This window comes from Rhodococcus sp. IC4_135 (genome assembly GCF_011602025.1).
Classification (GTDB): Bacteria; Actinomycetota; Actinomycetes; order Mycobacteriales; family Mycobacteriaceae; genus Rhodococcus_F; species Rhodococcus_F baikonurensis.
The window spans coordinates 146,733-165,628 of sequence record NZ_JAAOLG010000011.1; the positions used below are offsets into that span (position 1 = coordinate 146,733).

The 18,896-nt window shown below is 63.5% G+C and carries 20 protein-coding genes; 11 read left to right on the forward strand and 9 right to left on the reverse strand.

The genetic code is table 11. The features are described 5' to 3' along the window. Positions 1-69 precede the first annotated feature (69 nt). Both G8767_RS35875 and G8767_RS35880 read left to right on the forward strand, forming a co-directional pair. On the forward strand, positions 70-561 hold the full coding sequence (locus tag G8767_RS35875) for an ABC transporter substrate-binding protein (RefSeq protein ID WP_240952472.1): 492 nt from the start codon (positions 70-72) through the stop codon (positions 559-561). After that, positions 562-1,059 carry an ABC transporter substrate-binding protein gene (locus tag G8767_RS35880; RefSeq protein WP_346843017.1) on the forward strand — a complete coding sequence of 166 codons (498 nt, stop codon included), beginning with the start codon at positions 562-564 and terminating at the stop codon, positions 1,057-1,059. Positions 1,060-1,115: 56 nt separating this feature from the next. Here G8767_RS35880 and G8767_RS20505 read toward each other — a convergent pair whose 3' ends face one another. Then, positions 1,116-3,074: a glycoside hydrolase family 15 protein gene (locus G8767_RS20505; protein WP_003944557.1), complete on the reverse strand. Its 1,959-nt coding sequence runs from the start codon at positions 3,072-3,074 to the stop codon at positions 1,116-1,118. Positions 3,075-3,156: 82 nt separating this feature from the next. Between G8767_RS20505 and G8767_RS20510 the strand changes: the two genes are divergently transcribed. From G8767_RS20510 to G8767_RS20530, 6 genes are all read left to right on the forward strand, one after another. Then, entirely contained in the window at positions 3,157-3,363 is a 207-nt protein-coding gene (locus G8767_RS20510; protein ID WP_095969753.1) for a hypothetical protein, read from the forward strand. A 123-nt stretch (positions 3,364-3,486) separates the two neighbouring features. Continuing rightward, the gene (locus tag G8767_RS36575; RefSeq protein WP_309599318.1) at positions 3,487-3,576 is read left to right on the forward strand and encodes an Ms4533A family Cys-rich leader peptide; all 90 of its coding nucleotides are present in this window, start codon (positions 3,487-3,489) and stop codon (positions 3,574-3,576) included. A 198-nt stretch (positions 3,577-3,774) separates the two neighbouring features. Next, on the forward strand, positions 3,775-4,806 hold the full coding sequence (locus G8767_RS20515; RefSeq protein ID WP_003944569.1) for a sulfate ABC transporter substrate-binding protein: 1,032 nt from the start codon (positions 3,775-3,777) through the stop codon (positions 4,804-4,806). 7 nt (positions 4,807-4,813) lie between these two features. Continuing rightward, complete coding sequence (gene cysT, locus G8767_RS20520; protein ID WP_124569250.1) at positions 4,814-5,662, forward strand: sulfate ABC transporter permease subunit CysT; 849 nt, start codon at positions 4,814-4,816, stop codon at positions 5,660-5,662. After that, positions 5,659-6,465, forward strand: coding sequence for a sulfate ABC transporter permease subunit CysW (cysW, locus tag G8767_RS20525; protein ID WP_003944503.1), 807 nt, complete (start codon positions 5,659-5,661; stop codon positions 6,463-6,465). The genes cysT and cysW overlap by 4 nt, the downstream gene beginning before the upstream one ends. Next, a complete protein-coding gene (locus tag G8767_RS20530) occupies positions 6,462-7,511 on the forward strand; it encodes a sulfate ABC transporter ATP-binding protein (protein ID WP_007731046.1) in 1,050 nt (349 codons plus the stop codon). The genes cysW and G8767_RS20530 overlap by 4 nt, the downstream gene beginning before the upstream one ends. 126 nt (positions 7,512-7,637) lie before the next feature. Here the strand turns inward: G8767_RS20530 and G8767_RS20535 are convergent, their stop codons facing one another. The 7 genes from G8767_RS20535 to G8767_RS20565 form a co-directional block, all read right to left on the reverse strand. Further along, the gene (locus tag G8767_RS20535) at positions 7,638-8,534 is read right to left on the reverse strand and encodes a universal stress protein (RefSeq protein ID WP_095969755.1); all 897 of its coding nucleotides are present in this window, start codon (positions 8,532-8,534) and stop codon (positions 7,638-7,640) included. Between the two features lie 55 nt (positions 8,535-8,589). Beyond that, complete coding sequence (locus G8767_RS20540; RefSeq protein WP_095969756.1) at positions 8,590-9,366, reverse strand: DUF998 domain-containing protein; 777 nt, start codon at positions 9,364-9,366, stop codon at positions 8,590-8,592. 94 nt (positions 9,367-9,460) lie between these two features. Beyond that, positions 9,461-10,216 (reverse strand): sirohydrochlorin chelatase, encoded by a 756-nt coding sequence (locus tag G8767_RS20545; protein ID WP_095969757.1) that lies wholly within the window; start codon positions 10,214-10,216, stop codon positions 9,461-9,463. Positions 10,217-10,219: 3 nt separating this feature from the next. Continuing rightward, positions 10,220-11,506 (reverse strand): GTP-binding protein, encoded by a 1,287-nt coding sequence (locus G8767_RS20550; protein ID WP_095969758.1) that lies wholly within the window; start codon positions 11,504-11,506, stop codon positions 10,220-10,222. Continuing rightward, positions 11,506-12,441, reverse strand: coding sequence for a sulfate adenylyltransferase subunit CysD (gene cysD, locus G8767_RS20555; RefSeq protein WP_020908199.1), 936 nt, complete (start codon positions 12,439-12,441; stop codon positions 11,506-11,508). The genes G8767_RS20550 and cysD overlap by 1 nt, the downstream gene beginning before the upstream one ends. Next, complete coding sequence (locus tag G8767_RS20560) at positions 12,438-13,181, reverse strand: phosphoadenylyl-sulfate reductase (protein ID WP_095969759.1); 744 nt, start codon at positions 13,179-13,181, stop codon at positions 12,438-12,440. The genes cysD and G8767_RS20560 overlap by 4 nt, the downstream gene beginning before the upstream one ends. Continuing rightward, the gene (locus G8767_RS20565) at positions 13,178-14,908 is read right to left on the reverse strand and encodes a nitrite/sulfite reductase (RefSeq protein WP_019749031.1); all 1,731 of its coding nucleotides are present in this window, start codon (positions 14,906-14,908) and stop codon (positions 13,178-13,180) included. Before G8767_RS20565 ends, G8767_RS20560 begins: the two co-directional genes overlap by 4 nt. A gap of 518 nt (positions 14,909-15,426) precedes the next feature. Between G8767_RS20565 and hemW the strand changes: the two genes are divergently transcribed. Both hemW and G8767_RS20580 read left to right on the forward strand, forming a co-directional pair. Then, entirely contained in the window at positions 15,427-16,653 is a 1,227-nt protein-coding gene (hemW, locus tag G8767_RS20575) for a radical SAM family heme chaperone HemW (protein WP_166811460.1), read from the forward strand. 35 nt (positions 16,654-16,688) lie between these two features. After that, entirely contained in the window at positions 16,689-17,309 is a 621-nt protein-coding gene (locus tag G8767_RS20580) for a hypothetical protein (RefSeq protein WP_166811462.1), read from the forward strand. 26 nt (positions 17,310-17,335) lie between these two features. Here G8767_RS20580 and G8767_RS20585 read toward each other — a convergent pair whose 3' ends face one another. Then, positions 17,336-17,659 (reverse strand): type II toxin-antitoxin system VapB family antitoxin, encoded by a 324-nt coding sequence (locus G8767_RS20585; protein ID WP_003944521.1) that lies wholly within the window; start codon positions 17,657-17,659, stop codon positions 17,336-17,338. A gap of 157 nt (positions 17,660-17,816) precedes the next feature. Here G8767_RS20585 and hrcA point away from each other — a divergent pair, with 157 nt between their 5' ends. Further along, positions 17,817-18,860 carry a heat-inducible transcriptional repressor HrcA gene (gene hrcA / locus G8767_RS20590; protein ID WP_003944583.1) on the forward strand — a complete coding sequence of 348 codons (1,044 nt, stop codon included), beginning with the start codon at positions 17,817-17,819 and terminating at the stop codon, positions 18,858-18,860. The last annotated feature ends 36 nt before the right edge of the window (positions 18,861-18,896 follow it).

The window sequence follows — 18,896 nt, forward strand, 5'->3', positions numbered from 1 at the left end:
GCAAGGTCGGACACGGCCGGGTCCCATATGAGAAGGTAAGCCTCTACTAACTAGTGGAGGAGTATTTTCGTGCGTGCGATGAAGTTCTCGGCAGTGGCGCTCTTGGGAGCACTGGTCGTGGGTATCAGCGGTTGTTCGTCTTCGGACGCCGACGAGATCGCGGACGGTCGGGTCACCACGATCGATCACAAGTTCGGCGCCACCACGATCACCGGGACGCCGACGCGCATCGTCGCGGCCGACACCCAGTGGCTCGACGTTCTGCTCGAGCTGGGAATCCAGCCGGTGGGGTATCTGTCCGCCGGAACGATGGGCGACGAGCGTGGCCTGTTCCCGTGGGAAAGCGGCGTGGACGCGTCGGCAAAGGAACTCGATCGCTCGGCGATCCAGCAGGTCGGTGTCCCGCTCAAAGCCGAAGAAATTGCAGCCTTGGATCCCGATCTGATTCTCGGCGGGTTCTCCGTCGCCGATCAGGACGATTTTGATCAGTTGAGCAAGATCGCTCCGACAATTGCGGGTCTGTCCGAGGTCCAGGTCGATCCGTGGCAGGACCAGGTGTAGATTCTCGGTCGAGTTCTCGACAAGGAGTCGCGAGCCGACGAGATCGTCGAGGCGACAAACGGGCAGATCGACGCGCTCGCACAGCGACTTCCCGGGCTGAAGGGTAAGACCGCTCTTTTGTCGCAGTACGTCTTCCCGACGTCGCAGTTGGTGATCGTCGCCGATCCCAAGGACGGTGCATCGGGACTGTTCACGCGCCTGGGAATGTCGTTGCCGCCCAAGCTGGTCGAAGAGGCCGGCGTCACCGGTGGACGACTGATGCTCAGCCCGGAACGAGTCGACGCTCTGAGTGCCGATGTAGTGGTGCTGCTGCCGAACGGCGGAACGGTGGACGACATGATGAAGTTGCCGGGGTTCGCTGACCTCCCCGCAGTCAAGAGCGGCGGTCTGGCCATCGTGGACTATCCGACTGTTGCCGGGCTGAACACTCCGTCGTCGCTGTCGGTGAAGTACTCACTCGAATCGATCACGCCGCAGCTCGAAGCGGTGGCCGGCTAGACCTGCTGTGCGCCTTTATTAACCGCGGGCGGTTAATAAAGGCGCACAGCAGGGGTCTAGGTTGCGTTGTGCGCGGGCTGGAAAGCTCCGGCTTCGGCAGCTTCCTCGGCACGGATCACGTGGACCACGGCGTTGATCAGCGCCAGGTGTGTGAACGCCTGCGGGAAGTTACCCAGATGACGACCGGTGTGGGCGTCGATCTCCTCCGCGTACAGCTTGAGCGGGCTCGCGAACCCGAGCAGGCGCTCGCAGAGATGCTTTGCCCGATCCAGCTCGCCGATCTCGACGAGGGCGGAGACGAGCCAGAAGGAACAGATGGTGAACGTGCCCTCCTCGCCGCTCAATCCGTCGTCGGTGGTGTCGACGCGGTAGCGCAGGACCAGCCCCTCCTCGGTGAGCTCGTCGGCGATCGCCAGCACTGTCGCCCGGATACGCGGGTCGTCGGCCGGCAGGAAGCGCAGCAGCGGCGCCAACAGGAGCGACGCGTCGAGTGAATCATGCCCGTAGCGCTGCGTCAGAACTCCACGCGAGTCGACTCCGTGCGCAAGGATATCGGCCTTGATCTCGTCCGCGATGGCCGTCCATTGCTGCGCAAAGCTCTTCTCGCCCTGCATCTCTGCGAGCTTGGCACCGCGATCGAGTGCAACCCAACACATGATCTTCGACGACGTGAAGTGCTGCGGTTCACCGCGCACCTCCCAGATCCCGCGGTCGGGTTGGCGCCAGTGCTTGATCGCTTCCTCGACCTGCTTCTTGAGCAGAGGCCACAGTGCTTCGGGGACACGCTCGCGGGTACGGATGTGGAGGTACACCGAGTCGAGCATGGTGCCCCAGATGTCGTGCTGCTGTTGATCGAACGCCCCGTTGCCGATACGCACCGGACGGGCGCCGTCGTAGCCGGACAGATGGTTGAGTTCGGATTCCTCGAGCGTGCGCTCGCCGCCGATCCCGTACATCACCTGCAAGGGGTGCGGCTGACCGTTGTCCGAACTCGACACGTCGTAGATGAAGTTGAAGAAGTCGTTGGCCTCACGGTCCAACCCGAGCGTGTAGAGGCCCCACAGTGCAAAAGTGGAGTCGCGAACCCACGCGTAGCGGTAGTCCCAGTTACGTTCTCCGCCTGGTGTTTCCGGGAGCGAGGTCGTCGAAGCTGCGAGGAGGGCTCCGGTCGGTGCGTAGGTGAGGCCCTTGAGTGTGAGCGCACTGCGCTGCAGGTATCCGCGCCACGGGTGATCGGGGAACTTGCCGATCGTGACCCACTCGCGCCACGACTTGGATGTCTGCCACATCTTGTCGGCGGCCTCGTCGAACGTCTGCGGCGCGGGAAGATCCGACCACGAGAGCGCGACGTAGACGTTGTCGCCTTCGACCAGCCGTGTTCGGGCCCGTGCCTCACGACCTTCCAGACCCAGTCGTAGGTCGGTGGTCAAGCGCAGAGTGGGATGGTCTCCAGGCTTTGCGGAGCGACACGTTGCCGTCGCCTCTTCGTAGACCTTTCCGGTGTACTCCCAATTTGCCGTGCCGCGGTGATAGTCGAACGCGGGCTCGCAGCTCATCTCGAGTTCGACGGTGCCGCTGACACATTTGACCGTACGGAGAAGGGTGTGTTCGGCATCCCAGTCCGTCGGTGTGCGCTTGTGGGTGTTCGATCGCTTGTCGACGTTGTGCCACGGGCCGAGAACCAGGGCGTCACGGACGACGAGCCAGCCGGTCTCGGTCTGCCAGGTGGTCTCGAGGATCAGTCCACCCGGGAGATAGCGTCTTGCCGCGGGCACGTTCTGGCCGTAAGGGCCGATGCGGAAATGGCCTGCGCTGCGGTCGAGGATGGCACCGAACACGCTGGGGGAGTCCGGGCGGGGAACGCACATCCACTCGACAGATCCGTTACGGGCAATCAGGCACGAGGTTTCGCAATCGGAAAGAAACGCGTAGTCGTCGATCGGGGGAAAGTTGCTTCGATGGTGACCCGTGGAGGCGGGAGGAATCGTCTGCACCACTTCGTCGTCAGCACTCATTCGGCCATCATCCGGCCAGAATCGACACACGTCCAATCCACACGCTGTCGGGACCGTATCGCCCGAAGGATAGGGTGTTGGCGTGGAACGGATAGCGGATTGGTGGGACAGCTTCGAGCTGTGGATGGCGGGGCTCCCGTTCATCCCGCAGGTCGCGTTGGTCCTGATCGTCGTCGTTCCGCTGTGCCGCCTGGTGGCCATCGGTCTGGATCGCGCGTTGGCCGCCGTGCTCGCTCTGCCGCTCTTCGGCTGGTTGCGTAGGAATTCTCGAGAAGTAGAGGAAAGCTGATGCCCCGCTCACGGGTCACTCTCGCCCTGATCGCCCTGATTCTCCTCGTGATCGTCGCGTGGCTTCTCACCCGTTAGTTCTCCCGATTAGAGCGGTCGCCGGTGCTCTGCTAAAGTCCACCGCGTGTCCGAAGCAACAGCTCCCGTAATCCGCCACCAGTTGGCGTTGATTGCTGTCGGCATGCTCGACGTCGCTGACGTCGCCTGTTGTTGATTTCCTGAGTTCGACCTCTTCGGTGGTGCTGCGCACCCCACTCGAACTTCTCCGCGTGTAACTCGCGCCCCCCCGATTCAGGGCTCTTTGCCCGTCGGCTCTCCATGTCTGAACGTCCCGATGGAATCAGCCCCAGAGGTCTCGGACTTGTCGTTTGACCAACCCTCGTTTGTCAGTCCTTTCAGGAAGGTATCTGCAATGAAACGCCGTTCCCGCACACTTCTCACTGCTATCGCGACCATGGGGGCCGTGGTACTCACAGCGTGCAGTGGTGGCTCGAGCGACACCGTGGGTGGTGACAGCGCCGCCAGCGACGGTAGCGCCGGCACGATCAACCTGTTCGCCTACGCCGTGCCGAAGCCCGGCTTCGACAAGCTCACCGCAGCCTTCCAGGCGACCGACGAGGGCAAGAACGTCAACTTCAATCCTTCGTACGGCGCCTCGGGCGACCAGTCGCGCAAGGTGAAGGACGGCGCCGAGGCAGACTTCGTCAACTTCTCCGTCGAGCCCGACATCACCCGCCTGGTCGATGCCGGTCTGGTCGATCAGAACTGGAACCAGGACGCCTACAACGGAATTCCGTTCGGATCGGTAGTCACCATCGTGACGCGTCCGGGGAACCCGAAGGGCATCAAGGACTGGGACGACCTGCTTCAGCCCGGCCTCGAGGTCGTCACGCCGAACCCGTTCAGCTCCGGCTCGGCCAAGTGGAACCTCTTGGCGCCGTACGCCGCCAAGAGCGACGGTGGCAAGAACCCGCAGGCGGGTCTCGACTACGTCACCGCCCTGGTCAACGATCACGTCAAGATCCAGCCCAAGTCGGGACGCGAGGCTTCGGAAGCCTTCCTGCAGGGCAGCGGTGACGTTCTGATCAGCTACGAGAACGAGGCACTGTTCATCGAAGGCAACGGCGACCCGGTCGAGCACGTCACCCCGCCCACGACCTTCAAGATCGAGAACCCCGTTGCCGTGATCTCGAACAGCAAGGTCCTCGACAAGGCGACCGCGTTCAAGGACTACCTGTACACGACCGAGGGCCAGACGCTCTGGGCCGAGGCAGGATTCCGTCCCGTCGATCCCGCAGTCGCTGCCAAGTTCACCGACAAGTTCCCCGAGCCGACCAAGCTGTGGACGATCGCAGACCTCGGTGGCTGGAAGGCCGTGGACAGTGCCCTGTTCACCAAGGACACCGGTTCTATCGCAGTGATCTACGACAACGCGACCAAGTAAGACTGACGTGACTGACACTATCGACCCCACCCCCGTGGCTCGTCGGCGAAAACTCGCGCGGGTCACGGGGAGTGTGGGGCCGCTCGGAATCGGAGTGGCCACCCTGTGGCTCTCCGTGATCGTTCTGCTTCCGCTCGCCGCGTTGACCGCCACCGCGTTCGACGAGGGGATCTCCGGATTCTGGGACGCCGTCACCGCACCCGTTGCTTTGGCGTCGCTGCGCGTGACGTTGTTCGTCTCGATCATCGTGGCACTGATCAACGTCGTGATGGGCACGATCATCGCGTGGGTCCTGGTCCGGGACGAGTTCCCGGGCAAGCGCATCGTCAACTCGATGATCGACCTGCCGTTCGCTCTGCCGACGATCGTGGCGTCGATCGTGTTGCTGTCCCTCTACGGACCGCAGTCGCCGATCGACATCCACCTCAACGCAACCCAGCCCGGACTGATCGTGGCTCTGGCTTTCGTGACCTTGCCGTTCGTCGTCCGTTCGGTGCAGCCGGTGCTGATGGAGGTCGACCGCGAAGTCGAGGAGGCCGCTGCGTCCTTGGGCGCTTCCAACTGGACGATCTTCCGCTCGGTCGTCCTTCCGACGCTGGCGCCTGCCGTCATCTCCGGCGCGGGACTCGCGTTCGCCCGCGCGATCGGTGAATACGGTTCGGTCGTCCTGATCGGCGGCAACATTCCGCGCGTGACGCAGATGACGTCGCAGTTCATTCAGCAGCAGATCGAGATCGATCGGCCTACCAACGCCGCTGCTGTCTCAGTAGCGTTGCTGGCCATCGCATTCGTGACGCTGTTCGTCCTGCGAATCTTCGCTTCGCGGGGACAGCGACGTGAGGAGAGTTCCCGATGAATGTGTCCAGAGGATCGAAGATCGGTCTGCGGACCATCGCTCTCGTCTACCTGTTCGTGTTGTTGGTCGTGCCGATCGGCGTGATCCTCACGCGAACGTTCGAAAATGGAATCGGCCCGTTCCTCGAATCGATCACGACGCCAGCAGCGATCTCCGCGCTGAATCTTTCGCTGATCATCGTGGCGATCGTGGTCCCGATCAACGTCGTGTTCGGTGTGGTCACGGCTCTGGCGCTCGTGCGTGGGCGTTTCCCGGGGCGGGGCGTACTGCAGTCGGTGGTCGACCTGCCCTTCGCAGTCTCGCCCGTCGTCGTCGGTGTGTCGTTGATCCTTCTGTGGGGTGCAAACGGTTGGTTCGGCGGCATCGAATCGTTGGGGTTCAAGGTCATCTTCGGTTTGCCCGGCATGGTGATCGCGACGATTTTCGTGACGCTGCCCTTCGTCGTCCGGGAAGTCGAACCTGTACTTCACGAGATCGGCGACGAGCAGGAACAAGCTGCCGCGACGCTCGGTGCCTCGGGCTGGCAGACGTTCTGGCGGATCACCTTGCCCGCGATCCGCTGGGGCCTGACATACGGAATCGTGTTGACGGTGGCGCGTTCGCTCGGTGAATTCGGCGCAGTCATCATGGTCTCTTCCGGCTTCCCCGGGGTATCTCAGACACTGACATTGCTGGTGCATTCGCGATACATCGACGACCACAACACCTTTGGTGCGTATTCGGCGGCAACGCTGCTGATGGGCATCGCCATCATTGTCCTGTTGCTGATGACGCTGCTGGACCGTAAGAGGAGCACCACATGATCACAGTGACCGGGGCCCGCAAGAACTACGGTGATTTCGCGGCGCTCGACGACGTGACAGTCAACATTCCCTCGGGTTCGTTGACGGCATTGCTCGGGCCCAGTGGCTCGGGAAAGTCGACGTTGCTGCGTTCGATCGCAGGGCTCGAAGAACTCGATTCGGGAACCATCACCATCGCAGGCAAGGACGTCACAGGCGTCTCGCCGCAGAAGCGAGACATCGGTTTCGTGTTCCAGCACTACGCGGCGTTCAAGCACATGACGGTGCGGGACAACGTGGCGTTCGGGCTCAAGATCCGCAAGCGCCCGAAGCCGGAGATCGAGAAGAAGGTCAACGAACTACTGGGGATCGTCGGCCTCGACGGCTTTCAGCATCGGTACCCGGCGCAGCTGTCCGGTGGTCAGCGTCAGCGCATGGCGTTGGCGCGCGCTCTGGCTGTCGACCCGCAGGTGCTTCTGCTCGACGAGCCCTTCGGCGCGCTCGACGCGAAGGTTCGTGCCGACCTGCGCACCTGGTTGCGTCGTCTGCACGACGAGGTGCACGTCACCACCGTTCTGGTCACCCACGACCAGGAGGAGGCTCTCGACGTGGCAGACCGTATCGCGGTGCTGAACAAGGGTCGGATCGAGCAGATCGGCGAACCAGCCGACCTGTACGACCGCCCGTCCAACGACTTCGTGATGTCCTTCCTCGGATCCGTCGCGAAGCTCAACGGGCAGCTGGTTCGTCCGCACGACATCCGCCTCGGCCGCGATCCGAGCATGGCTCTCGCTCAGGAGTCCGGAACGGCCGAGTCCCTGGGCGTCACACGCGCCACCGTCGAGCGCGTCGTCTACCTCGGCTTCGAGGTTCGAGTGGACCTGCGCAACGAGGCAACGGGCGAGCTCTTCTCGGCTCAGGTCACGCGCGGTGACAGTGCAGCGCTGCACCTCGAGGCGGGGGAGACGGTGTACGCCCGGGCAACCCGGGTGCCGGATCTGCCGGAGACTCCGGTGTCGACGCCGGTGCAGGAGCCGGTCACGGTGAGTGTCGTCGGCCAGGTATGACCCGCTCGCCCTGATTGCCCAGTTCTACCCCCACCCATAGCTGAGCGAACGGCACTTTCGGTCTCCTGATGGCGCCGAACGTGCCGTTCGCTCAGAACCGGGGGGTCGGGCAACAGCGAAACGAGTTCAGCCCTCGCGGCAGACGAGGACCGGGCACTGGGCGTGGTGGATCAGGCTCTGACTGGTCGATCCGACGATCGACGCCATGAATGGGCTGCGGCCATGGCTGCCGACGACTACGAGTTGCGCCTCCGCCGAATGCTCGAGCAGCGCTTTCATCGGTCCGCTGCGTTGGACACTGCGGGTGACGTCGACGTCGGGGTACTTCTCCGTCCACCCGGCGAGGCACTCGGACAACAGAGCGTGCTCGTGCTGCTCGTACGGCCCCCAGTCCACGAAGCGCCTGGCTTCGGAATACCCGCCCAGCGAGGCGTGCTCGTTCCACGTGTGGACCGCAACCAACGGTGCGCCGAGGAACGCGGCAAACTCGAAAGCGTGTGCCACGGCTAGTTCACTGAGCTTGCTTCCGTCGACGCCGACGACGATGGGCCTGGTGTCGGCTGTCGCGTGATCACCGTTGCCGCGGAAGACAGCCACGGGACAGTGTGCCCGGTTGACCACCCGAATGGTGTCGGACCCGAGAAACACCGATTGCATCTCGCTCGTACCCGCCTGACCCAGCGCAACGATGCGGGCGGATTTCGACAGCTCGACGAGTGTGGTTGCGGGAGTGCCGGTCACGAGGCCGCGTTCGATGGTGACGTCGGTGTGGTCATCGCGGATGGCGTCCTCGGCCTCGTCGAGAAGTTTGGCACCCTCGACGCGAAGGTGGTGGTCGAACATCTCTTCGTCGGTGACGTTGGTACCGCCACCGGACTCGGGTTGTCCTGGCAGCACGTGGGTCAGCCGCAGTGGTTCGTCGAATCTCTTTGCAGCCGAGGCTGCCCACCTCGCGGCATTGACCGCGCTTGCCGAGCCGTCGATACCGGCCACGATTCCGTGTCGAACAGATGCACTGGTCATGGAAGTCTCCTCGCGTCGCCTCCCTACCAGTGTGTCCCTGCTCACCCCAGGTTCGCTACAAACTGGTCAGCTCCCGTGGGGCGAGAACGTCGGTAGGTACCGCTGCGCGAGATCGACGCGGGCGCAACGACAACAGAGCGGTGATGAATCCGTTACCAGGCAGTGTCAGTTCCACGTTCTTCAACACGGTTCGGCGCATCAACGCGAGCAGAGCTGCGACGCCGGTGACAGCCATCCACATCGGTAGTGGGTACAGCGTCAGGCGTTCACCCAAGCCGAAGGTGAGGGTTCGTCCGAGAAGCAGTACGGCGCCGACGATTCCGGTTGCTGCGCACAGTCCTGACCACACTGCGATCCACTTGCTGTGCTTCCAGAACTGAATTGCCATGAGTACGAGTACGGCATGACGGGCGACGAAGCCTGGAAGTACTGCGGTCCAGTGAACGAAGGTCCCGTCGTTGGCCGGGAAGAGTCCGGTAGCCGCGGTGCTCAATGCAACGACGACGGCAAGACCGAGAATCCACTTCTTCGCACGACCGTCCGGAATGTACTTGTGTAGCAAGGCCGCACCGAGGATGGTGAGCGCACCGAGGATCATGAAAGCCGCGTTCATGACGTCGTGCATCGGCGAACACGAATCCACGCTGCATGTCGTCACACCCAGTGAACTGATGGAGTCACGCGCGAAGCTGTACGGCGTCTTCCAGGCTCCGGCCGTGAAGATTTCGACAAGCAGGTAAAGCACCGACAGGACCCATGCGATGCCGGCTGTGCCGAGGCGAAGATTGTGAGTGATGGTGTTCCCTCTCGCGGCGCTCTGAGGGGATTGCACCCAAAGATCTGTTTCGCAGGCGAAGGAGGTACCTTCGCGGGCTGGACAGATCCAACACTACGGTAACAATCTGATAACGGCCTGTGAAACCGGATCAGGCGGAGCGGACCAGACGGTCGGGTAGTGCATCAGCGACTTGTCGGTAACGGTCGATCATCGTTTCGATCAGTAGAGAGTGCCCACCGATCGTGTCGGCGAAACGCGCGCGCGGACACGCCGTTGCTGCGGCAGCGCTGAGTCGATCGGTCAGCAGGCCGGGAGCCAAGAACCACGGTGCGACGACAACGCGTTCTGCGCCGTCCTGCTCGAGAGCGGAGATCGCCTGGGCAACTGTCGGTTCCGCAGACGTGGCGAAACAGATTCGAACACCCGACCAGTTGGTTCCGGTCAGAAGCGTGGAGGCCAATTCTGAGGTCGCGGCATTGGCGCGCGCGTCGGACGAGCCGACTGCCGCGAGAGCGACACCGACCGACGGATCATCCGGCCGTGCACCTGCTTCGAGAATTCGCTCGCGCACCGCTTCGATCAGCCGAGCATCGCGACCCAGTACGTCTGCTTGGAACACGGTCAGTTGGGGGTGGCGTACCGCGGCAGCGGCCAAGAGTCCCGGCAGATCTACCCGAGCATGGAAGGCGTTGCCCAGCAGCATCGGAACAACAACGGCGTGAGTATGGCCGTCGTGTGCAACTCCGTCCAGGACCTGATCGATGGACGGTGCATTGAGATCGAGAAACGCCAGCCGGACATCGAGGTCTGGCCGGGCTTCACGAAGAGCCGCTACGGCAGCCGTGATCACCCGAGCAGAACGGGGATCACGGCTGCCGTGAGCAACAGCAATGAGCGGAACCATCGTCTAGACGCGCTCGCCCAATTCGACAGCGGAAATGACGTCGCCGACGAGGCCTGCGGCGAGAGTGTTTCCACCGGCGGGATCGATCAGCAGGAAGCTGCCGGTGTGGCGATTGACGGCGTAGTCGTCGGCCACGATCGGCTCGGCCACCCGGATCGAGATCTTGCCGATCTCGTTGAGCTCGAGCGTTTCCGGGCCCTGATCCGTGGTGAGATCCTGCTCGTTGAATCGCTCCACCAAGCTGCCGACGATGGCCTGCGTCGTGCGCGTGCCGTGCTTGAGCAGCAAGCGTGCACCGGGGCGCAGCGGCTTCTCGGCCAGCCAGCAGACGGTGGCGTCGAATTCGCCGATCGGCTCGGGTGCGTCAGACGGCGAGGCGATGGTGTCGCCGCGGGATACGTCGACGTCGTCGGCCAGGATCAGTGTGACACTGCGTCCCGCGTGGGCGACATCCAGTTCACCGTCGGCCGTGTCGATACGAGTAACGGTGGTGCGCGTACCCGAAGGCAGGATCACCACTTCGTCGCCGGGTACGACGGAACCGGCAGCGACCTGACCGGCGTATCCCCGGTAGTCGAGGAACTCGGCGGTGCGGGGGCGGATCACGTACTGCACCGGGAAGCGCAGGCCGACGCGATGCGGCTCGGCGTCGACCGGAATCGACTCGAGGTGCTCGATCAGCGTGGGGCCGGTGTAGTACGGGGTCTTGTCGGAGCGGATGGCGACGTTGTCACCGTGCAGTGCCGACACCGGGATCTCGACGACGTCTTCGCTTGCCCAGCCCAGTGAGCTGGTGAGTTCGTTGAACTCGGCGGAGATCGAGGTGAAGACCTCTTCCGGGTTCTCGACGAGGTCGATCTTGTTCACGGCGAGCACGAGCTTCGGGACACCGAGCAACGCCAGAACCGCTGCGTGCCTACGAGTCTGCGCGATGACACCCTTGCGGGCATCGACCAGCAGGATCACGAGCTGAGCCGTCGAGGCACCGGACACCGTGTTGCGGGTGTACTGCACGTGGCCCGGTGTATCGGCCAGCACGAAGGTGCGCTTGGGGGTCGCGAAGTAGCGGTACGCCACGTCGATGGTGATGCCCTGCTCACGCTCGGCGCGCAGACCGTCCACCAGCAGTGAGAGGTCAGGGGTGTCGAGACCGCGGTCCACCGACGCCCGGGTCACGGCGTCGATCTGGTCGGCGAGAACGGATTTCGTGTCGTACAACAGGCGGCCCACGAGGGTGGACTTTCCGTCGTCGACACTGCCGGCAGTTGCCAGTCTGAGCAGATCGCTCATCAGAAGTAGCCCTCTCGCTTGCGGTCTTCCATGGCCGCTTCGGAAACTCGGTCGTCGCCACGGGTCGCGCCGCGCTCGGTCAAACGTGATGCTGCAACCTCGGCGAGAATCGCTTCGTTGTCAGCCGCATCGGAGAGAACAGCGCCGGTGGTCGAACCGTCGCCGACGGTGCGGTAACGCACCGAAAGGGTCTGCAGCTCTTCGCCGTCAGCCGGACCACCCCAGACTCCGGGGGTCATCCACATGCCGTCGCGCTGGTACACCGGACGCTGGTGGGCGTAGTAGATGCTGGCGAGTTCGACGTTGTCGCGAGCGATATAACGCCAGATGTCCAGCTCCGTGAAGTTGCTGAGCGGGAAGACGCGCACCTGCTCGCCGGGGGAGTGGCGACCGTTGTAGAGGTTCCACAGTTCCGGGCGCTGCTTCTTGGGATCCCACTGGCCGAAAGCGTTGCGCAGCGAGAAGATTCGCTCCTTGGCGCGGGCGCGCTCCTCGTCGCGGCGAGCGCCACCGAAGACGGCGTCGAAGCGGTTCTCGGAAATCGCGTCCAGCAACGGAACGGTCTGCAGCGGGTTGCGAATACCGTCGGGGCGCTCGGTGAGGCGACCGTCCGCGATGTACTCCTCGACGCTCGCCACGTGCAGGCGCAGGTTGTACTTCGCCACGACGTGGTCGCGGAAGTCGAGAACTTCCTGCAGGTTGTGGCCGGTATCGACGTGCAGCAGGGTGAACGGCAGCGGCGCAGGCCAGAAGGCCTTGATCGCCAGATGCAGCAGCACGGTGGAGTCCTTACCGCCCGAGAAGAGAATGACCGGGCGTTCGAACTCGCCGGCCACCTCTCGGAAGATGTGGATCGCTTCGGACTCGAGGGCGTCGAGAGTATCGAACTGTGTGCCGTCGAGCTGAGGACGTGAAAGTGTCAAGTCAACTGTCATGATGCGTGCAACCCGCATTCTGTCTTGGAGGCACCGGCCCAACGACCGCTACGCGGATCGCTGCCGGGGGCTGGCTTGCTGGTGCAGGGTGCGCAGCCGATGGACGGATAGCCCTCGTCGACAAGAGGATTGACGAGGATGGAATTGGTGTCGATGTAGTTCTGCATCTCCTCGTCCGACCACGGAGCGATCGGGTTGATCTTCACGAGTCCGAAGGCCTCGTCGAAGGAGATCAGGGGAGCGTTGGCGCGGGTGGGCGCTTCGACGCGGCGGATGCCGGTCACCCACGCGCTGTAGCCGGACAGTGTCTGCTTGAGGGGTGCGACCTTGCGCAATGCGCAGCAGCGGTTGGGATCACGGGCGAACAGATCCTTGCCCTCGGCGACGTCCTGCTCGGCGACGCTTGCCAGCGCGCGTGCATTGATGACGTTGACGCCGTAGACCTGCTCGACCGCGTCACGCGTGCCGATGGTCTCGGGGAAGTGGTAGCCGGTGTCGAGGAAGAGTACGTCGACGCCCGGATGAACTTGTGCGGCAAGGTGAACCAGCACCCCATCCTGCATGTTCGACGCAACAATGTAACCGCTACGATCCCCCGTCGCTGCGCTCGCCCGGTCACCGAACGTGTCCTCGGTCCACTGCAACAGTTCCTGTGCGCTGGCGCCGTCGAGTTCCACGGCACCGCGCTCGGCGATGGACCGAAGCTCGTCGGCAGTTGCTCGCGAAATGTCCACTGTCATCGCAAATCTCCTTCGTCTGCGCGCACTGCCCATTCGGCGAACCGTTCACCTTCGTTGCGGTTCTTCACGAACTGACGTACGACGCGGTCGATGTAGTCACCCATCTCGACGCTGGTGACCTTGTGCTGGCGCAGCTTGCGTCCGAAGGCGCTGTCGAATCCGAGGCTGCCTCCCAGATGAACCTGGAAACCCTCGACTTGATTCCCCTCACCGTCGTCGACGAGCTGGCCCTTGAAGCCGATGTCGGCGATCTGCGAGCGAGCGCAGGAGTTGGGGCAACCGTTGATGTTGATGGTGATCGGCACGTCGAGCTGGCTGTTGATGTCGGCGAGACGCTGCTCGAGTTCGGGCACGAGCACCTGCGAACGCTTGCGGGTCTCGGCGAACGAGAGCTTGCAGAACTCGATGCCGGAGCAGGCCATCAGGTTCTTGCGCCAGTGCGACGGACGGGCGGGAAGGCCCAGCGCGTCGAGATCGGCGATGAGCGGCTCGAGCGTCTCGTCTGCGACGTCGAGGATGATCAGCTTCTGGTACGGCGTGAAGCGGATCCGGTCGCTGCCGGCCTTCTCGGCGGCGTCGGCGACCTGAGCCAGGATGTCTCCCGAGACGCGGCCGGCGATCGGAGCGAAACCGACTGCGTTGTGGCCGTTGCGGGTCTTCTGGATGCCGACGTGATCGATCGGGCGCTTGGGCTTCTCCGGCGCGGGGCCGTCGATGAGCGGGCGCTTCAGGTACTCGGTCTCGAGAACCTCGCGGAACTTCTCGATCCCCCAGTCCTTGATGAGAAACTTGAGCCTTGCCTTCGCGCGCAGACGACGGTAGCCGTAGTCACGGAAGATCGAGACGACACCTTCCCAGACATCGGGGACCTCGTCGAGCGGAATCCAGGCGCCGACGCGCTGCGCCAGCATCGGGTTGGTGGACAGTCCGCCGCCGACCCAGAGGTCGAGGCCCGGGCCGTGCTCGGGGTGGTTCACGCCGATGAAGGCAATGTCGTTGATCTCGTGAACGACGTCCTGCTGACCGGAGATGGCGGTCTTGAACTTGCGCGGCAGGTTGGAGTACTTGGGGTCGCCGATGTAGCGGCGCACGATCTCGTCGATCGCCGGGGTGGGATCGAGGACCTCGTCGAGCGATTCGCCGGCCAGGGGAGAACCGAGGACGACGCGGGGGCAGTCACCGCATGCTTCGGTGGTCTTGAGCCCGACGGCTTCGAGGCGCTTCCAGATCTCCGGGACGTTCTCGACTTCGATCCAGTGGAACTGGACGTTTTCGCGGTCGGACAGGTCGGCGGTGTTCCGGCCGAATTCCTTCGAGATGCCGGCGATGGTGCGCAGCTGCTCGACGTTGAGAGCGCCGGCGTCGCAACGCACGCGCATCATGAAGTATTTGGCTTCGAGCAGGTCGATGTTCTCGTCGCCGGTGAAGGTGCCGTCGTAGCCTTCTTCGCGCTGGGTGTAGAGACCCCACCAGCGGAAGCGGCCGCGAAGGTCGCCCTTGTCGATGCTGTCGAAGCCCTGCTTGGAGTAGATGTTCTCGATGCGGGCCCGAACGTTGAGCGGGTTGTCGTCCTTCTTGGCCTGCTCGTTGGCGTTGAGCGGCTCGCGGTAACCGAGGGCCCACTGACCTTCGGCGCGACGCTTGGCGGGACGCGCAGCGCGTGCAGGCCGGGCTTCGGCGGGTGCTGCCGAATCGGCGGGTGTGGCGGCGTCGGTGGTCGACGTCATCGATGAACTCCTGGATCTGGGCGGTTGATCGGCACGCGGCACGCACTTTCGACGAACTGTGGCGGTGTCTGATCGGGACGCACCGGTCCGTGTCGGAAATCGAGGGGGCTGTCCTCGGTCTCGGAAAGCTCGCGGCCGGCAGGTGTGCTCACGAAAACGAACAGCTGGAGAAGCTGCGTCCCTGAAAAGGCATGTCCCTGAAAAGGCATGTCTCTGCAGAGAGTGTTTTGGCGAAGCAGATGGAGATGAGCGGGAAAGGCTGGAAGATCAGTGAAAGATCAACAGCTACACAGGTGCAGACACGACGAGCTGCACACACGCTTGAAGTCGACATGGCGACGCGCCACAAGTCGCACTCCGAGTCCGGTCATGCGGACCATTGTGCCACGTCAACTCGATAATTCCGACTCGGGCGTATATTTCCACGAAAAACGGGGGAAATATCGAGTTCAGGCCACGCGCCGACCTGCATCGCAGGCTGAATAGGTGTGCGTTCCGGATGCTGGGACACTGGAGGCGTGAATGCCACCAGCACGACTCCCACTCGACAGAGCGAGGCGACGCCCTTCGCCTTGCCCGCGCGATCGCTCGAGGGTGTCGGGAAACGGCCGTTCGGGATCTACATCCACGTCCCGTTCTGTGCCACCAGGTGTGGGTACTGCGATTTCAACACCTACACAGCCGGTGAGCTCGGAACCTCGGCCTCGCCGCAGTCGTGGTTGGAGGGCCTGCGACGCGAACTCGATCTCGCGGCCGAGATGACGGGCGCCCCGGCAGCGGAGACAGTGTTCGTGGGCGGTGGAACGCCGTCGCTGCTCGGCGGCGACGGGTTGTCGGACGTGCTGTCGGCGGTGCGGAGCAGCTTCGGCCTGGCGTCCGGCGCCGAAGTGACGACGGAATCGAACCCCGAATCGACGTCGCCGGAATTCTTCGGTGCTCTCCGCAGTGCCGGATTCACTCGGATTTCCCTCGGTATGCAGTCTGCCGCCCAGCACGTTCTGAAGATCCTCGACCGCACGCACACTCCCGGCCGCGCCGTTGCGGCCGCGAAAGAGGCTCGTGCAGCTGGTTTTTCGCACGTGAACTTGGATTTGATCTACGGAACGCCGGGGGAGCGCGACCAAGATCTGGACGCCTCGCTCGATGCGGTTCTCTCGGCCGACGTCGACCACGTCTCGGCCTATGCGCTGATCGTCGAGGACGGCACCGCCATGGCTCGAAAAGTTCGACGCGGCGAATTGCCCGCCCCGGACGACGACGTGCTGGCCTCGCGATACGAACGAATCGATTCACGCCTGTCCGAGGCAGGCTTGCAGTGGTACGAGGTCTCCAACTGGGCAAAGGCGGAAACCTCGGACTCCGGTGACACCCGCTGCCGTCACAACCTCGGATACTGGGACGGCGGTGACTGGTGGGGCGCCGGTCCGGGCGCGCACAGTCACGTCGGCGGAGTGCGGTGGTGGAACGTCAAGCACCCGGCGCGGTACGCGGAACAGTTGGCCCTCGGTGAACTTCCCGTCGGCGGCAGTGAAGAACTGACCCCCGAGGACGAACACATGGAGCGCGTCATGTTGACCGCACGGTTGCGGACGGGACTTCCGTTGTCGGAACTGTCTGCATCCGAACGACTTTCGGCTGAACAGGTGGTAGTCGACGGGTTGGCCGTGATCGAGAACGATCACGTGGTTCTCACCGACCGTGGTCGTCTACTTGCCGATGCGGTGATCCGCACGATCCTGACCTGACGCGCCACCATCCTTTGCCGCGTACCGTTACCGCGGTGGCCATCATTCATCGTGCGCAGTTGAATCCGTCCAAGAACGACCTGCTCCGAGCGTGGGTGCCGAAGCAGCCATGGATCGGGTCGGTCGACTGTTCGTCGCTCGAACGCGTCGACGCCTATCGTTTCGACGACCCGGACGGTGAGGTCGGAATCGAGACGCACCTGATGCGCTCGGCCGACGGACGATTTCTTCAGGTCCCGCTCACGTATCGTGGCGCTCCGCTGGACGGGGCGGAGAATGCGTTGATCGCGACCATGGATCATTCGGTACTCGGCGAGCGGTGGGTGTACGACGCGTGCTGCGATCCGGTCTACGTGAGCGCGGTGGCAACCGCGATTCTGACCGGTGGGGCCGGAGTCGATCTGGTTTTCGCCGACACCGCCGATCACATCCCGGTGACGGCTCACGTAGTAGGCAGCGGTACGGCCGGCGCATCGGTACCGGCAGTCGAATCCGTGACCTGCTCGACAGTCGGCACCGACACGATCGTCAGCGCGGGAGATCTGGAATTGACCGTGGTGAGAGTGATCGACGCAGACCGAGTGTCAGGCTCGGCGACGCTCACCGGAACCTGGCCGGGGCAGACGAATCCCGCATTGCTCGCGTTCGTCGGTTGAGTCTCGGCGCCTGAGCCGCGTGAGCGTCAGCGGACGCCCTCGATGACACCGGGCATCGCGTCGAAGTCGAAGACACGCGCGTGCAGCACGACGCGGTTTCGCAGGGCCGAGCGTACCGCTCGGTGCAGGCCGTCTTCGAGGTAGAGAGTGCCGCGCCACTGCACTGCGTGAGGGAACAGATCGCCGTAGAAGGTCGAGTCCTCCGACAGCAGGCGATCGAGTTCGAGGACCTTCGTGGTGGTCACGATCTCGTCGAGTCGAACCTGACGTGGAGGGAACTTCGACCAGTCGCGTAGAGACAGTCCGTGATCGGGATACGGTTTGCCGTCCATCACGCCTTTGAAGATCATGTGCCGCCTTGTCCATGGTTGTGCGATCGACCTTTCGCCGATCTCACTCCACAGTAAGGGCAACAGCCGTCTCTGGCGCTCGGGCGATTAGACTGCCAGTGGGAACCGATGTGTAAATGTCGGTGTTCGTTCTGTTCAGGAAACGGAGGTGGCAACGATGTCGAGTACCGACGACAGGCGTTTCGAGGTCTTACGTGCAATCGTGGCCGATTACGTCTCCACCCAGGACCCGGTGGGATCCAAGGCCCTGGTCGAGCGTCACAACCTCGGAGTGTCGAGCGCCACGGTGCGCAACGACATGGCATTCCTCGAGGCCGAGGGCTACATCGCCCAACCTCACACCAGTTCCGGGCGCGTCCCCACCGACAAGGGATACCGCGAATTCGTCGATCGCATCGCCGACGTCAAGCCCATGTCCGGGCCGGAGCGTCGAGCGATCCTGGAGTTCTTGGAGTCGGGGGTCGACCTCGACGACGTTCTGCGTCGCGGTGTGCGACTGCTGGCGCAACTGACCCGTCAGGTCGCCGTCGTCCAGTACCCGTCGTTGTCCGCGTCGTCGGTTCGGCACCTCGAGGTGGTCGCGCTGACGCCCGCGCGTCTGCTCCTCGTTCTCATCACCGATTCCGGCCGCGTCGATCAGCGAATCGTCGAGCTCGGTGACGTCCTCGAAGACGAAGACCTTTCCCGGTTGCGCACGCTTCTCGGCGGTGCCCTGGAAGGCAAGCGTCTGGCCGCCGCGTCGATTGCCGTCGCGGAACTGGCCGACGAGTCACCGGCCGACCTACGCGACGCCGTGATCCGGTCGGCAACGGTTCTCGTCGAGACCCTGGTCGAACATCCGGAAGATCGCCTCGTCCTGGGCGGGACCTCCAACCTCACGCGCAACGCCGCCGATTTCTCCGGTCTGGCTGGCTTCCCCGGTTCACTGCGCGCAGTGCTCGAAGCACTGGAAGAGCAGGTAGTGGTCCTCAAACTGCTCGCTGCGACGCAGAATTCCGGCACGGTCACCGTTCAGATCGGTGAAGAGACGCAGGTCGAACAGATGCGCGGAACCTCCGTGATTTCGACTGGCTACGGCGCGGCCGGTACCGTTTTCGGTGGTGTCGGTGTGCTCGGACCCACTCGGATGGACTATCCGGGAACAATTGCATCGGTTGCCGCCGTTGCCAGATACATCGGCGAAGTTCTCTCCGAGCGATGACGGACGTCGACATTCGTCGGCACGCCTCCTCGCGAG